Here is a 15,687-nt window from a genome sequence, read left to right as displayed (position 1 = left end):
CGGGCGAGTCGTGGAGGAGGCTGTTGAGGAACGTGGTCTCCTTGAGCAGGTCCGCGCTGGCCTTGGTGAAACCCGCGCGGTCCACCACCAGCACGACAGCTCGGGCCTTACGAATCCACTCGGCCGTAACCTCCTGGTACTCATCGTTCGCCACTCCGACGCCGGGCAGATCGACAAGGACGAGGCCGCTCTTGAGAATTGGACTGTTGTAGCCGACCTCCAGTTCCCGGATCACCGGTGCCAGGGCACCGGCTGCATGCTCGTGAAGCTCTTTGTAGAACGCGGCCTCGGCACCCGGGACGAGCTCGACACGGCGGGTCCGATCCGGGTTGGAGAGGACCTCGGCGAGGCGTTCGATGCGCCGGAGATCCTCGGGCGCGATGGTGGCGTTCCATCGCGGCTCTGCGCCCAGCGCCCGGCGAAGTCCGTCCATCAGGTAAGGCACGTCCTGAGTCTTGAACTGATCGCCTCGGATGAGGAGCGCGGCAAGCTGGGTGTAGGCGGTGCGCTTCTCGGAGCGGGTGCCCGCAGACTTCGGGACGACCTCTCCGACATCCTCAGTAGCCGCAGTTCCGTCTGCGGTGAAGGCCCGTTCCAGGGTGAAGAGCACCTGGTTGACCTTGTCCCCTCCGTGGTAGCGCGCCTCGAAGAACGGCTTCTCGGCGAAGGCGATCCGCGTCGCAAGCGCGGTAAGGGGTCCCACTCCACCAGCGGGAAGGAGAGAGCGGGTTCCGCCCACGACCGCGTTGAGGAGCGTGCTCTTGCCCACACCGGCGCCCCCGAGAAAACATACTGGAAGTGGTTCCTTCCGCAGCGCCTCGATGACCTCGATCCGCTTGAGGCCGGCGTCGAGCAACTCGACTCGATCTGGCGCGTGTTCCACCAGAAACTCCCGCAGCCCCTCCTTGCTATCGAACCAGCCTCGCAGCTCCTCAAGCGTCGTCTTCGCCATGTAACCCCCTCGCACTTGGTGCCGTGCGCCCAGAAGAACCCCTACAGTACTTAAAGTTCGCACCATCGACCACCGCGAACACGTAGGGCAGAAGGGGGCCTACCTACTGGTGGTGGTTACGACTCAAGTGTCTCGAGCAGGCGATTTCACGAGGCGTGAACACCCGCCGGAGAGTCCCGCCCCGGCTCGGAAAGGTATGCTCTGGCACTGGCCCGAGGTCATGGACTCTCATGCTCACACCTGTCTCATTACCCTCTTGGGGAACCGTACACCCGTTGCAGAAGGGAGAGCGCGCCACGCATGTCTGGCAGCATCTCTACAACCCGATGCAGCGATGGGAGGCCCTGGTGGGAAGGGACATCCATGCACTCCGATCTGAATCCGAGCGGTGTGGTTGTCCCCCCTTCTCCGCCGAGAGCTCGAGGGAGGGCCTGCCCCAGGATGTGGCCCGTCCCTGCCGCACACTGCTCGATCTCCACCATGACGACTACTACGGACCGGCCTACATGAGCGAGCTCGCCAGCGAGGGCACCGTATCTGGCAGACAGCTCAAGAACTCTCAACGGCTGCTGTGCTGTACACCTCGTGGCGTCTTCATCTCGGTGGGCCTGAGTCCCCCCATCTCCGTGCTGACGGCCTTTCGTCCGGACCCGGTCTACAAGAACTTCTCCGGCAGCGATGCGGAGTATCGGCGAGAGGCACACCGACGCTGGACAAAGGGAGTCGTCCACATGGCCGTCCCGGGTGCATGGAAGGCAGAGGTACTCCAGGAACTCACGGTGGCCTCCAAGACGACTCCCACGCAGGAGTCCGAGGCCTGGAGTCTGGCATGGGCCGTCGGCCATGCCCGAGTCCTGGCTGCGGCGAATCCAGAGCTGCGGGCGCCCCTCCAGGCCGCTGAGGCCCAGCTGGAGCACCACCGGACACGCGTGGAGCAACTCCTCGAAGGAGCGCTGCGCGTCCTGCCCTTGCTGAGCGGGTTGGAGGCGTCACTCCACGCCGGACAGTCGGACGAGGCCCAGGACAGGTTGTTCGCCCTCGAGGACATCCTGGTGGTGGCCGAGGTGCTCGGCTTCACGCACCACATCCAACACATTCTCGCTGACGTGTCCCGGATGGTCGCGCCCGCGCCCCTGGCACTGCTGGGTTACGGGCCGCTGGCTCAACAGCGCCTGGACGTGTCCGGGCCGGCGGCCCAGGAACTCTGGCGCACGGTGCTTGGAGCCTCCGCTCGCGTGCCCGTCCGTGCCCTGCCGGCGATGTTCGACCCCTGGCTGACGCGACTGGAAGAGGTCGGCAACCGACTCGTCCAGGGCTTCACGCAGGCGCGGGAGCACTTCGTGGTGAGCGCCCGTGTGGCTCCCCTCCCCGTCCTGGGACGGCCCAGCGAGCAATTCGAGGTGCGGATCGAAGGGCGCTGTCCGCCGGGATGGCGGCTACGGCTGTTCCTCATCGACACGGCCCATCTCGAAGGCAAGCCACTGCCGGAGACGGACTACCACCGAGAGCAGGAGCGCTGGAGCTTCGACAACTGGCGCCTCGATGGTCCCGAGGACGTCGCGCTCGTCATCGCCCTCGCCGCCCCCACGCTTCCCGAGTTCCCGTCCCTCGCCGAGGCGCTGAATGCGGTGGCATCCATCCCTGACGCTCGGGTGGAACACGTGTTCCTCATCCCACCCAGCGAACGAACGCCCTGAGCGACCACGCCGTCTCCTGCTCGCGCCGGACCCTGGCCGGCCCTCCGAGGGCGGGGCCACTCTCGGGGGCCGTCAGCCTCTGGAGCGCCTTGGAGGGATCTTCCTGGCGCGCCAGGGCACCGAGCACCGCGCGACCCACCGCCCAGGCCGGATCGAGCAGTACGGGCCAGAGAGGAGCAATGACGCTCCCGGCACCTCCCGCCAGCAGCGCCCCCGCCAGCCCCGCGGCCCGGTGGAGCCAATGCCCCACGCGACCCGTCTCGCAGGACAGGAGGACGAACGTGGCGCCTGCCACGCGGCGGGGGTCATCGGCGAGGCGCTGCATGCTCAAGGGCACGAGGGCCCCGGAGCCATCCACCAGCAGCAGCCGGGCCTGCTGGGGGCCCGCCACTTCGCCGTGACACAGCAGCAGGGCGACATCCACGTCCGCCAGCTCGCGCAGGAGTTCGTCCGGAGAGACGGGCCCCTCCACCAATTCCACACACGGGATGTCCAGCGCCCGTCCCCACCTGGCCCCCCGGCTCATGCGCACTCGCACGGGGCCTGTCTCCTGGACGCTGCTCGCCAGGGAAGCCACCAGCTCGACGGAGCCTGGAAGGGGCTGGAAAGAACCAGGTCCTGGATCCGCCACGGCCAGCAGCGTGCACCGGGGACGCGGAAGCACGGGCCTCGTCTCCAGATCGAGCCTCACCGCGCACGTGACGGGCACGGAGGGCCAGAGGTCCGCGGGTGCCAGCAATCTCAGCACCCCTGTGGGCACCCAGAGCAGATGCGAGGGCGTTGGCGGCAGCAGGGAGGACAAGGGTGAGAGCAGCTCCCTCCGCGCCCACTCCAGCAGTGCCCGGTACTCCTCCCCGGGTCCCCTCGCGGAGAGGCCACCCGTCACGCTGGCCTCGTCGTGTGGAGGCTTGCTGGCCGCCAGCCGGGTGATGAGCACCTCGCGCCTGGGGCCGTGCCTCAAGAGAGCGGCCAGGCTTCCCCGCGAGCCCTCCACCACAGCGAGTGCCACGGAGCCTGGACGCGTGCGCAGCCAGCTCCAGGTGCCCTCCAGGTCCGGCTCTCCCCGGAGGAACAGGGGGGCATGCTGACGCAGGGAGTCCAGAGACCGGCCCAGGAGCCGCGTGTCTCCGCTGCCACTCGCGGTGAGCCACTCTACCCAGAGGCCATGCGGAACACCTTCCGGACGGGCAGTGCGTCCCGCGAGCCGGCGCTGAGCGGCCCCGGCGGCACGTACCATCCACCGCAGGACGAGCTCCGCCTCCTGCCCCGACAACACGGGAGCGAGCCCTGGTGCCACGCCCACAAGTCCTCGCTCCTCCAGCCGGAAGGCCAGGGTCTCGGCCATCGCCGCGGCCAGATGCGCCTCCAGGGAGCCAGCCGTCTCATCCAACAGCAGGTAGGGCCGGGCCTCATCCAGCGCGCTCCACCCCTCCTCCGCGGTCGTCAGGAGCGTGGCCATCGAGGGGGCCACCCGCGCCAGCTCGAGCAGAGCCGAGGCGGACCTCGAGAGCCGCTCGTGGCTCTCCATCTGACGTGCGGCCAGGAGTGCACGGCGCAGAGCACTCCGGCCCCGCTCCCAGAGCCGCCGAAGCTGGGACGGGGGGAGGGTCCCGGTCCCCGGCGACAGGAGCCAGTGGGCAATCGTCCTGCCGATGTTCTCGCACGTCTCCCAGTGGTGCTCGGGTTCGCTCTCCAGCGTGCGCACCTGGAGGATCCGCTCCGACAACTCCAGCCCTTCCAGGACGTCGGCGGGCGGGGCTCCGGGCCGCAACAGCATGTCGGCCAGGTTGTGGACGGTGTACGCCCAGACCTCTGGGGGCGCGTCGGGACCAAGCGACGCCAGGCGCTCACGCCAGAGCCGGAGAGCCTCCTCGCGGTTGCCCTCCTGGTGCGCCAGGTTCGCGAGGCAGATGGTGCGGTAGTTGTCCGCGGTGTACAGCTCGAGGGTGGACAACAGGGAACGCTCGACGCTGTCGAAAGCCTCCCGGGCTTCGAGCAACGTGGCCCGCGCCTGGGCGGGCGGCTCCTTCGAGGCCTGCCTGGTCAGATAGATGGCCAGTGTCAGCCAAGCTTTGGTCATCTGCACTGGCGAGCCGCCCTGCTCGATGCGCACCTGGGCCGCCGCGACGCCATCCCGCAGGTCCTCCAGGCTGTTGCCCCTGCCTTGCGCGGCGCGAAGCTCCGCGAGGTTCATGCGCGCATGGGCCGCCGCACCTCGCTCACCCGCGGCCTCGTGCTCCTGGATGCATTGTTCGTACAACCGCTCAGCCTCGCGCAGGTTCTCCGGGATGTGGCCATCCGTGCGATAGCGCGTCGCTCGGGCCAGATAGCCCAAGGCCGTGCGAGCCAGTGCCCCTCCCGGCCTGCTCTCGTTTCGCACTTCCCGCGCGAGCCTGGCGGCCCGCTGGAAGTCCCGCACGGGATGGCCGCGGTGGTTCTCCGGCGCCCAGACCCGGCTGAGCTCCAGCAGCACATAGAGCCTGAGCTCTCCCTCGAGCTCCCGCCGCACGAGTTGCTCGGCCTCGTGCGCCAAGCGCTCGACCTCCTCGCGTTGCGCCAGACCCTTCTCGACCACATGTGCCAACAGGAGCGCTCGTGCCGCCATGGCACCGGGACGCGCTCGCGCGTCCGTCACCTGTGCGAGGCGATCGGCACGAGCGCGAATCGCCTGCGGGGCCCGCTGGTGCTGGAGCTGCTGCTCGACGCGCTGGCGAACCTGCGCGTCCATCATGGTCAGATCGAGGTTCAGCAAGGGACCCGTCGCATCCACGAACACCATGCCCGCCGGGTGGGCCAGGACGGTACTCGTGATGTCCTCCACGTCCTCGGGGAAGACACCGGCCATCCCCCGGGTCGCACGTTGGATGTCCTCGGCAAGCTCCGGATGACGCTGCCCCAGGTTCTCCAGACGCCGCTGGAGTGCTCCGTCCCCGGGCTGCAGGCGCACGAGCCGGGCCAGCAGTCGGATCTGCTGCCGGGCGACCTCAAGCCGGTAGCGACCCTCCGCGTGCATTACGGCCTCGTCGAGCCTGTCGAGCGCCCTTCTCAGGCGCTGCGGTTCCTCGCGCCCGGGCTGTTTCTGTTCCGCTTCGGCGGCCAGCAGCAGCGTCTCGACCCGGAGGTGGCCGGTCTTGCGCACCGCGAGGGTCTTCTCGAGAAGCGCGAGCGCCTGGACCGCGTCTCCTTCATGCCCCCGAGCGAGCAAGGCGCCGGCCTTCACCTTCCACAGTTGGGCACTCGTGTCCGGGCTGAGCTCACCCAGTGCCTCCGCCTCAGAATACAGGGCCAGGGCCCGCTCGAGGTCGGGAGCCCTACCCCTGCGAAAAGCATTGCCCGCGGACACCAGTACGGGAAAGACCTTCCAGGCCTCGAGCCCAGTGCTCCGGGCCTCCACCCGCGCCTCCTCCAGGATGACACGTGCCTCCTCGGCTCGGTTGGCCTCCATGCGCTCAATGCCCCGGGCCAGCTTCGCCCCGACCCGCTCCTCGGGATTCGTGGCGGACGCGAGCAGCGCCTCCACGGCCTGGGTGTAATCGGCGAAGCCTCTCTCCGGGACCAGACGCCGGTGGATGGCCACCCTCAACCGATGCAGGCGGTACGAAGGCTTCTCGGCCGCCAGCTTCTCCACGCTGTCGAGCAGTCCTCGCGTCGACGCGGTGGGGGAGGATGAAGTCACCTGCAGCGCCAGCAGATCGAGCTCCTGCGCGTCGGGACTCTGCGAGAAGAGCCACTCCAGCACGGTCTCCGCGCAGTCGGGGCGGACCTGGAGCACGGCCAGCGCCAGCGAATACTCCTCAGGTTCCAACGGCCGCCCCAGCAGGGGTGATTGTCCCTGGGATAGCGCCACGGCCCAGCCGGGCGCCTCATCGAAGGACCCGTGAAACTCCGCAGGTACGGTGTGAGGCAGGGGGAGTGGTGCATCCGGAGAGGCCAGACGGGCGCGAATCCACTGGAGCCGGGTGCTCAGGGCGGGTGCCTGCCCCGCTCGCGGCACGAGGCCGAGGAGCCGGTCCGCCAGCGCCAGCGCTTCGGGGGGAACGAGGGGGCCTTGGGCGAGCAGGCGCCACACGGCGTGACACCGGTAGCCGGAGAGTTCTTCGCTGGGGAGGGGCAACTTCTGTGTGAACCACTCGGCGAGCTGACGGGTGGTGGCGGAAGCCTGCACCGAATGTTGGGAGACTTGATCAAGGCGGATCCGTGCACGGGCCCGAGCATTGAACGTAAGCGCGGTGGAGTCCTGGCCCAGTCCCGTCATGGCCCGTTCCGCATGCCTCCAGGCCCGCTCCAGCAGCCCCTTGTCCTCGCGCCCACACCTCCACAGCGCGAAGGCGAGGTTTGTACGGATGAAGGGATCGTCCCACGAACCTTCGAGCCTCTGTTCGACCTCCTCACATGCGTGCAGGCGCTCCTCGCGGTCTTCCTCGGGCAGCAATGCCAGGAGCAGGGTGGCCGCGCGCAGCCTGTCCTCGGGCTGTTGGGAGTGGACGAGCACCTTGCGCAGCAGGTCAAGCGCCTCATCGCGCCGCTTCTCCCCCACCAGCAGCCGGGCCCGGACCGTGACGTCCCGGATGATGAGACAACGCTCTTCCAGGAGCTGGCGGCGAACGTCCGGGGGAAGCGAGTCCGTATGGTTGGCCACCGAAGCTTGCAAGATTTGGTGGGAGGCCTCGTCCGCCGGCAGTTGGCGGGAGAGATAACGCCGGACGAGTTCGATGAACTCCTGGGAAGGCGCCGTATGGGGCTCGGGGCGCAAGCGCAGCAGGGAGAGCAAGGTCTGGGCGGGTGTGCCGACAAGTCGGGCCTCCGCCTCGAGGAGCCGCTGCCTCGCGGCCTCTTCGTGCCCCCGTTGCCGGTCAAGCCTGACGAGCAACTGGGCCGCGTCGCTCAATGCGGGCCCATCCCCCAGGGCTCGTGCCTCCGCGAAGGTACGCTCCAGGTGATGGCGCGCATCATCTGGGCGGCCGACATCGAGCAGCGCCTGGGCCAGGTGCAAGCGGATGAGGTTGCGGTTGGAGTTGGAGGCCTGGCGGGCCATGAGCTGCAGGGCGTACTCGAGGTGGGGAATGGACTCGGAGGCGAGGCCATGACGCCAGAGGGCATGGCCCAGGGCGGCATGGGGCTGGGGAGCGTGAAGGTCACCCGCCTCCGTCGGCAGCGACTTCACCGCCTCCCAGGCGATCTGGACGGACGAGGCGGCTTCCTCGGCGGTTCCATGCAGAAGTAGGAGCTGAGCAAGGAGGGCCTGGCGAGTGGCCTTCACCGCCGACGTGGGGGTGAACTCCACGGACCGGCGCGCATGTTGGATGGCACGGGCGGCGGCCCCGACGGGGCCGTGGGCGATGCTTCGGCTCTCCAACTCGGCCAGGAGCTCATGCACGTCTCCCGCCAGGCCGAGCGGCTCGGCACGTGGGAGGAGGACCTCAAGCTGTGCGAGTTTCGACCTCAGCTCGTCGGGCGGAAGGGAGCGACGGCCGGGCAACTCGAGGAATTCGGCGCGTGCCCGGGTGCACTCGGCTTCGATCTCCAAGCGCGTGAGGCCCTGGCTGAAAGCGAGCCGCGCGGCGGCCTCCAGATCTTGGAGGGCGGAGTCGATCAGGGAGGGCCGCTCCGGGGCGAGCGCGATACGGGTGTTGCCACGCCGGAGGAGCAGCTCGGCCTGCTCGTCGACAGGAAGCTCGGAGGCGAGCAGTGCATCGAGCAGGGTCAGCCGGAGTGGAAAGAACTCCAGGCGCCCGAGGAAGTAGAGCGCCATGACGGCCTCGTAGGCGAAGCGCTCCCCCCAGGGAACCGAAAGAGGCGAGCCCACCAGCCAGCGGCGCAAGAGCAGGGAGAGCACCAGCCGAGGTAGGGCCTGGGCTTCGCGCAGGCGCGGATGGAGCGCGAGCAGGAGTGCTTCATCCAGAGCGGGAACGGGCTCGCCCTCGAGAGCCGCTTCAAGGGCGTCCGGTGTGACACCTTGGGCGCCTCCCAGACGCTGGGCCAACGCCAGGGCCCGACTGAGGAGCTGTTGGGGATGAGGAAGCTCGGACCGTGGTGGATCTTGCGTCATGCCGGGCGGAGGATAGCGCGCCAAGCCCCGCTTCCCCGACGCCCGGGTGGCGCACGTTCTCCTCAGCCCACCCAGCGAACAAACGCCCGGAGCGACCACGCCAGCTCCTGCTCACGTCGGACCCGGGCCGGCCCTCCGAGCGCAGGGCCACTCTCGGGAGCACTCAGTCGCCGGAGGACCACTGACAGGTCTTCCCGGCTGGACAGTGCCTCGAGCACGGCGCGCCCCACCGCCCAGGCCGGATCGAGCAGCACGGGCCAGAGAGGCGCGATCACGTTCCGAGCACCTCCCGCCAGGAGTGTTCCCGCCAGACCCGCGGCCTGATGGAGCCAGTCCCCTACCCGCCCCGTCTCACACGAGAGGAGGACGATGGTGGCACCCGCCACGCGGCGGGGCTCATCGGCAAGACGTTGCATGCTCAGGGGGGCCTCGGCCCCGGAGCCATCCAGCAGCAGCAACCGGGCGTCCCGAGGACCGTCCACTTCGCCATGGCACAGCAACAGTGCCACATCCACCCCGTCCAGCTCACGGAGGAGCTCGTCGGGCGAGGCAGGCCCCTCCACCAGCTCCGGACAGGGGATGCCGAGCATCCGGCCCCAAGCCGCTCCCCGGCTCATGCGCACGCGCAAGTCCCCTTGTTCCAGGGCACTGGGAGCCAGGGATGCCATCAGCTCGATGGAGTTGGGAATAGATCGGGGCGAGCCGGGCCCGGGATCGGCCACGGCCAGCAGCGTGCGTCGGGGACGGGGTGGCGCGGGCCTCGTCTCCAGGTCGAGCCTCACGGCGCAGGTGACGGGCACGGAGGGCCACAGGTCCGCGGGCGCCAACATCCGGAGCACACCAGTGGGCACCCATAGCAATTGCGAGAGCGTGCGCGGCAGCAGATGTCCCAACGGACCGAGGACGGTCCGCCGCGTCCACTCCAGCAAGGCCCGATACTCATCCCCAGGCCCCCGTGCGGAAAGACCCCGCGCCACGGTGGCCTCATCGTGTGGTGGCGACCCGGTGTCCAAGTGGGCGATGAGCACCTGGCGCTGGGCCTCGTGCGTGAGGATGACGGCCATCATTCCCTGCGAGCCTTGCACCACGGCGACCACCGCCGAGTCCGGACGCGCACGCAGCCAATTCCAGGTGCCCTCCAGGTCCGGCTCTCCCCGGAGGAACAAGGGCATGTGCTGGCGCACGACATCCAGCGCCCGTCCCAGGGTCCGCGCGTCGCGGGTGCCACTGGCGGTGAGCCACTCCACCCAGGTGCCATGTGGCACGCTTTCCGGTCGGGCCGTCCGGCTGGCGAGTCTACGTTGGGCGGACCCGGCGGCACGCACCAACCACCTCAGGACAGGCTCTGCCCGAGTTCCCGACAGCACGAATCCAAGACCTGGGGTGTCACTCCCGCGGCCTTGCTCCGAGAGCCGGAAAGACAGGGCCTCCGCCACCGCGGCGGCGAGGCGTGCTTCCATGGCGCCCGTATGCTCATCCAGCAGCAGGTAGGGCCGAGCCTCGTCCACCCCACTCCAGCCCTCCGCTGCTACCGCCTCGAGCGCGGAGACCGATGGCGCCACGAGCGCCAGTTTGAAAAGGGCGGAAGAGGACTTCATGAGACGCTCGTGACTGCCCAGCCGCCGCGCGGCCGTGAGCGCATCGTTTAGCGCCCGCCTGCCCCGCTCCCAGAGAGGCTGAGCCAGGGTCGCGGGCCACATGCGGGCTGTGGGTGACCGGAGCAATCGGGCAATGGCCTGTCCGATGTTGTCGCACGTTTCCCAATGGTGCCCGGCATTGCGCTCCAGCGTGCGGAAGCGAAGGCTCAGCTCCGAAAGGTCCAATCCCTCCATGACCAGCAAGGGTTGGCGTGGATCCCTCACCAGCATGTCGGCGAGATTGTGGAGGGTGTAGGCCCGCACCTCCTCCGGTGTATTCGGGCCAAGGGATGCCAGACGCTGACGCCACAAGCGGATGGCTTCCGCATGATTGTCCTCATGACAGGCCAGCTCCGCCAGACAGATGGTCTGATAATTCTCCGCGCTGTGCACGGCGGCGGCGGGCAGTAGCGAGCGCTCAATACTCTGGAAGAGCGTCCGGGCTTCGGCCAGGGCTGCCCGAGCGGCAGCCGGCGGTAGACCCGAGGCCGACTGCGTCAAATAGACCGCGAGACTCAGCCGGGAGGTGGCCTGCTGCGCTGGAGAACCTTCGTCCGCGAGCCGCGCTCTGGCGGCTACCATTCCGTCCTTCAAATCCTCCGCAGTATTGGCCGCGCCCTGTGCGATGCGGAGGTCCGCGAGGTTGGTGCGGATGTGAGTCGCCGAATCTTGTTGGCCCGACGCCTCGTACTCCTGGATGCATTGTTCATACAGGCGCTCGGCCTCGCGCAGGTTCGCCTGGAGCTCGCCATCCGGGTGGTAGCGTGTAGCCCGGGCCAGGGTCTGTAAGGCCATGCGCGACAGCTCTTCGCCCGGACGGCTCGCCTCACGCACTTCCCGTGCGAGCTCAGCGCCACGCCGGTAGTCTCGGACGGGACAGTTGGAGTGGCCGTCCGGCGCCCACACTCGAGCCAACTCCAGCAGCAACCGGAGCCTGACCTCCTCCTCAAGTATTTCACGGACGAGCCGCTCCGCCTCGTGCGCCGCGTGCTCGACCTCCTCCCGCGTCGCTAGACCCATCTCCGAGATGTGAGCTAGGAGGACCGCCCGGCCCACGGCGGCCCCGGGGCGGGCCTGCGCGTCATCGACTTGCGTGAGGCGATCCGCGCGCGCGCGAAGCCCTTGCGCGGAGCGGTCCTCCTTCTGGAGGGATTGTTCGATGTGTTGGAGAGCCTCGGCGGAATCCACGCCCCTGGCTCGCGCCAGGTTCTCCGCCATGCGCTCCACCATGCGCATGTCCACCTGAAGCGCATTCAAAGGGGCGATGGCTTCATTGAATGCGTTGCCCGCTGGGTGGAAGACCATGGTGCCCATGGCGTCCACCATGTCCTTGGTGAAGGCACCCGGCTGACCACGCCTCGCGTACTTGATCTGCTCGGCCAGTCGCGGATGGCGCTGGCCCAGGTTTTCCAGTCGTTGCTGGAGCGAGCCGTCCTTGGGCAGGAGCCGCACGAGTTGGGCCAACACGTGGACCTGCTCCTGGGCCACGGCGAGTTGGTAGTGCCCCTGTGCGTGACGCTCGGCCTCGTCGAGCCGGTCGAGGGCGCGGCGCAAGCGATGCAACTCCTCCCGGCCAAGCTGTTGCTGCTCGGCTTCGGCGGTCGCCAGCAATGTCTCGACGCGCAGGAATCCGCTCTTGCGCACTCCCAGGGACCGCTCCAAGAGGGCGAGCGCCTGGACTGAATCCCCATCTCGTCCGCGCACGAGCAAGGCATTGGCTTTCACCTTCCAGAGCTGGGCGTGCATCTCCTCGCTGAGATTTCCGAGGCGCTCCGCTTCGTCATACAACACGAGAGACCGATCGATCTCCGGGGCCGTGCCCAGACGCCAGGCATTGCCCGCGGAGACCAGCACCGGAAACAACTGCCAGGACTCCAGCCGGGCGCTCCTCGCCTCTTCCAATGCCTCCATCAGGAGGACGCGCGCCTCCTCAAACCGCTCGACTTCCATGCGCTCGATGCCCTTGAGCAGCTTCGCCCCAACCCGTTCCTGGGCTGTCCGCGCGGATGCGAGCAGCGCGTCCACGGCCTGGGTGTAGGAAGCGGTATATCCGACCGATGCCCTGTGGCGCTGGAGTGCGACCCGCAGCCGGAGGATGCGGTACGAAGGCCTCTCGGCCGCCAACTTCTCCACGCTGTCGAGCAGACTCCGCAGCGATGCGTCAGGAGAGGATCGGGCCACCTCATCCGCCAGCGCATCGATTCCGCGCGAATCTGACTCCAGCGAGAAGAGCCACACCAGGACGTCCTCCGTGCGATCCGGACGGAGTTGAATCACGGTCTGGGCCGCGCCACGCTCCTCGCGCCCCGGAGTCCGACCTAATTGGGGCGACTGTCCGTGAGCAAGCGCCACGGCCCAGCCAGGCATCGCATCGGCGGGAGCGTGAAGCTTCCTGGGAAGGGGCTCGGACGGGGGCAGTGGGGCGTACGGAGCCGCCTGCCGGTCGCGAAGCCACTGCAGCCGGATACGCAGGAGCCGCGCCCTCTCCGTGGGAGGAGTGACGAGCCCGAGCAGCCGTTCGGCCAACGCGAGGGCATCGGGGTGGGTCAGCGGACCTGGGGAGAGCAGGCACCGCACAATATGGCAGCGGTAGCCATTGACCTCCTCACCGGGCAGGGGCAGGTCCTGCGTGAACCACGCGGCGAAGTCCAGGGGGATGGGCGAGAGCTCACTCGCGAGCAGGGAGAGCTGGTCGAGGCGGATCCAGGCACCAACCTTTGAGGTGAACATCCGGGTCTCAGGCGCCACTCCCGGGTGCTGCTCGGCCCGTTGCACATGCCGCCATGCGCGTTCAAGGAGACCCCGGTCATTCCGCCCGCTCTGCCACAGTGCCCGGGCCAGGACCGTCCGGGTATGAGGATCATCCCGCGGACCGTTGAGTTCCTTCTCCACCTCCTCGCACCACCGCAGGCGCTCCTCGTGGGCATTCTCGGGCAGCAACGCGATGAGCATGGCGGCGGCGCGCAGCCGGCGGGCGGGCTCCAGGGAAGAAGAGTCAAGCATCCCTCGGAGCGTGTCGAGAGCCTCCTCCTGCCGACCCTCCGCCACCAGAAACTGGGCTCGGACGAGAGGGTTCTGGATGATGCCTCCACCCTCCTCCAACAACGCGCGCCGGATGTCCGGAGGGAGCTGATGGGCGTGGTTGGTCACGGCGCATTCGAGGGCGATCCGCGAGTCCTCGGCTGTCGGGAGCTGGCCGGAGAGGTAGTCACGGACGAGTGCGATGAACCCGGCGGAGGGAACCTCATGCGCTTTGGGCTCCAGCCGGGTCAAGGCGAGCAGCGTCGCCGCAGGTGTGCCGGACAGCCGGGCCTCCGCTTCGAGGAGCCTCCGCTGTGCGTCATCCTCGCGCCTGTTCTCCCGGTCGAGCTGGACGAGAATCCATGTCGCGCTCCTCAACCCACGCCCATCGCCGCTGGTGTGTGCCTCTCCCGAGGTGAGTTCCAGGTGTTGGCGGGCATCGTCTGGACGGCTTGCGTCGAGCAGGGCCTTGGCCAGGTGAATGCGGATGCGGTTGCGCTGGGCGCTGGGCCGCTGGCGGGCCATAAGCTGGAGGGCGTACTCGAGGTGGGGGATCGCCTCGGAGGCACGGCCCTGATGCAGGAGGGCGTTACCCAGGGCCGCGTGCGGTAGGGGCGAGTGAAGGTCCCCCGCGTCCGCTGGCAGCAACTTGACGGCTTCCTGGGCGACCTGGAGAGCCTCGGCCTTCTCTTCGGAGGTCCCGTGTTTGAGCAGGACTTGCGCCAGCGAGGCGAGGCGTGCGGCCTTCAAGACCGGCGAAGGAGAGAGGGCCGCAGCTCGCCGCGCATGGTGGATTGCACGAGCGGAGGCTCCGGTTCGCCCGTGCTCTGAGCTTCGCATCTCCAGGTCGCTCAGGAGGTCGTGCACGTCTGAGGCCATCGCGAGCGGCTCGGCACGGGGGAGCATGGCCTCGAGGCGGGCTATGTGCGGGCTGAGCTCATCAGGCAAGGGATGCCGCTGGCCGGGCAGCTCGAGAAACGCGGTGCGCACCAGAGAACATTCGGCCTCGAGTTCCACGTGAGCGAGGCCCCGGGCGCGCGCGAGTTCCGCGGCCGCCTCCAGATCTTGGACGGCGGAGTCGAGCATGGCCGGAGCCTCCTGGGCGAGTACGGCCCGGGTGTTGCCACGCCGGAGGAGCAGATCTGCCTTGTCGTCGGCGGAGATCTCGGTAGCGAACAGTGCATCGAGCAGCGTCAACTGAAGCGGCAGGAACTCCAAGCGTCCGAGGGCGGAGAGCGCCAGGACGGCCATATGGGTCAGACGGTACGTCCAGGAGACCGAGAGAGAGGTGCCCTCCAGCCCGCGCAGCAGTTGCAGGCAGAGCACCAGCCGGGGCAGAGGAGCGAGTTCGTGAAGACCTGAATGAAGGGCGAGCAGGATCGCCTCATTCGGGGGGGGACGCGGCTCGCGTTGGAGAACGTCTTCGAGAGAGCTTGGAGTCACACCTTGAGTGCCCCCTACGCTCCGCGCGAGTTCCACGGCTCGCGTCAGGAACTGCTGAATGCAGGGCTCTGCCACGAGAGTCGAGTCTTGCGTCATGGCGCGGCAGAATAGCGCACCGATGTAGTCCGACGCGTCTACGGAAGCACAAAGGCGTTGTGTCGAGGGCGCCGCGAGGTCAAGAAACTCAACGTTTCGCCACTGTGCAGTGTGCCATTTCGGCTGGCTGCCACGCTGCGATCGGGGGCCTCGGGGTGGTTTGAGGTGGCGCCCTCATTCCTGCGGCAGTTGTCGCAGCGTCGTGTCGCCGCGTGCAATCGGGGCAGCTCACTTCGCTGCTGGAGTAGTCGTCTGTTCCTGGCGCTTGCGAATGAGGTCCGCAAGAAGAGTCACTCGTGGCCGTACTCGCCTGGCAGCCAGCGCGAGCAAGGCACGTGTCCCCACCAGGGTCAGGCTGCGCTGGGCACGCGTCGCCGCCGTGTACAGTAGATTCCTATCGAAGATGCGACTGGGACGATCGGCGACGATGAGCACATGGGCCCATTCTGAGCCCTGGGCTTTGTGCACCGTCATCGCATACGCGGGGGTGAGTGTGCCCACATGCTCCTGCGCCACTGATACCGGCTCGGACTCGCCCTCAAGTTCCAGCAGCAGACCTCCGGGCGAACCGCTCCGTATGACGCCTTGAAGGCCGTTGAAGAGACGCGTGCCGTAGACCGTCTCGTTACAGACGACGCGGTCACCCAGCCGCAGGTTGTGAGAGCACGGTAACAAAGGGCTACTTCCATTGAAGCGCGCCTGGATGTGCTCATTGAGAACCTTCACTGTCTCTCTGTTGGGCGTGATGACTTGCACCTCTCCGAGCCTGCCTTTCGCCTCGGTTGCGAGGCG

6 protein-coding genes are annotated in these 15,687 nt (G+C 68.2%); 2 read left to right on the top strand and 4 right to left on the bottom strand.

Annotated features, from left to right (window positions below; translation table 11 throughout):
• Nucleotides 1-952, bottom strand: a 952-nt coding sequence (locus VF794_RS17060) for a dynamin family protein (protein WP_331111684.1), incomplete at its 3' end; no start/stop codon positions are given.
• 443 nt (nucleotides 953-1,395) lie between these two features.
• Here VF794_RS17060 and VF794_RS17055 point away from each other — a divergent pair.
• Nucleotides 1,396-2,649 carry a hypothetical protein gene (locus tag VF794_RS17055; protein ID WP_331111682.1) on the top strand — a complete coding sequence of 418 codons (1,254 nt, stop codon included), beginning with the start codon at nucleotides 1,396-1,398 and terminating at the stop codon, nucleotides 2,647-2,649.
• On the opposite strand, the gene VF794_RS17050 is transcribed toward VF794_RS17055, so the two are convergent.
• Both VF794_RS17050 and VF794_RS17045 read right to left on the bottom strand, forming a co-directional pair.
• Complete coding sequence (locus VF794_RS17050) at nucleotides 2,621-8,485, bottom strand: hypothetical protein (protein WP_331111680.1); 5,865 nt, start codon at nucleotides 8,483-8,485, stop codon at nucleotides 2,621-2,623. The genes VF794_RS17055 and VF794_RS17050 overlap by 29 nt on opposite strands.
• A 275-nt stretch (nucleotides 8,486-8,760) precedes the next feature.
• Nucleotides 8,761-14,106, bottom strand: a complete 5,346-nt coding sequence (locus tag VF794_RS17045) for a hypothetical protein (protein ID WP_331111678.1) — start codon at nucleotides 14,104-14,106, stop codon at nucleotides 8,761-8,763.
• A 267-nt stretch (nucleotides 14,107-14,373) separates the two neighbouring features.
• Here VF794_RS17045 and VF794_RS17040 point away from each other — a divergent pair, with 267 nt between their 5' ends.
• Entirely contained in the window at nucleotides 14,374-14,718 is a 345-nt protein-coding gene (locus VF794_RS17040; protein ID WP_331111676.1) for a hypothetical protein, read from the top strand.
• Nucleotides 14,719-15,123: 405 nt separating this feature from the next.
• Here VF794_RS17040 and VF794_RS17035 read toward each other — a convergent pair.
• The coding region (locus VF794_RS17035; RefSeq protein ID WP_331111674.1) for an ATP-dependent RecD-like DNA helicase at nucleotides 15,124-15,687 on the bottom strand (564 nt) is incomplete at its 5' end.

Source organism: Archangium sp. (assembly GCF_036389735.1).
Classification (GTDB): domain Bacteria; phylum Myxococcota; class Myxococcia; order Myxococcales; family Myxococcaceae; genus Archangium.
This window is presented reverse-complemented; position numbering and strand designations above follow the sequence as displayed.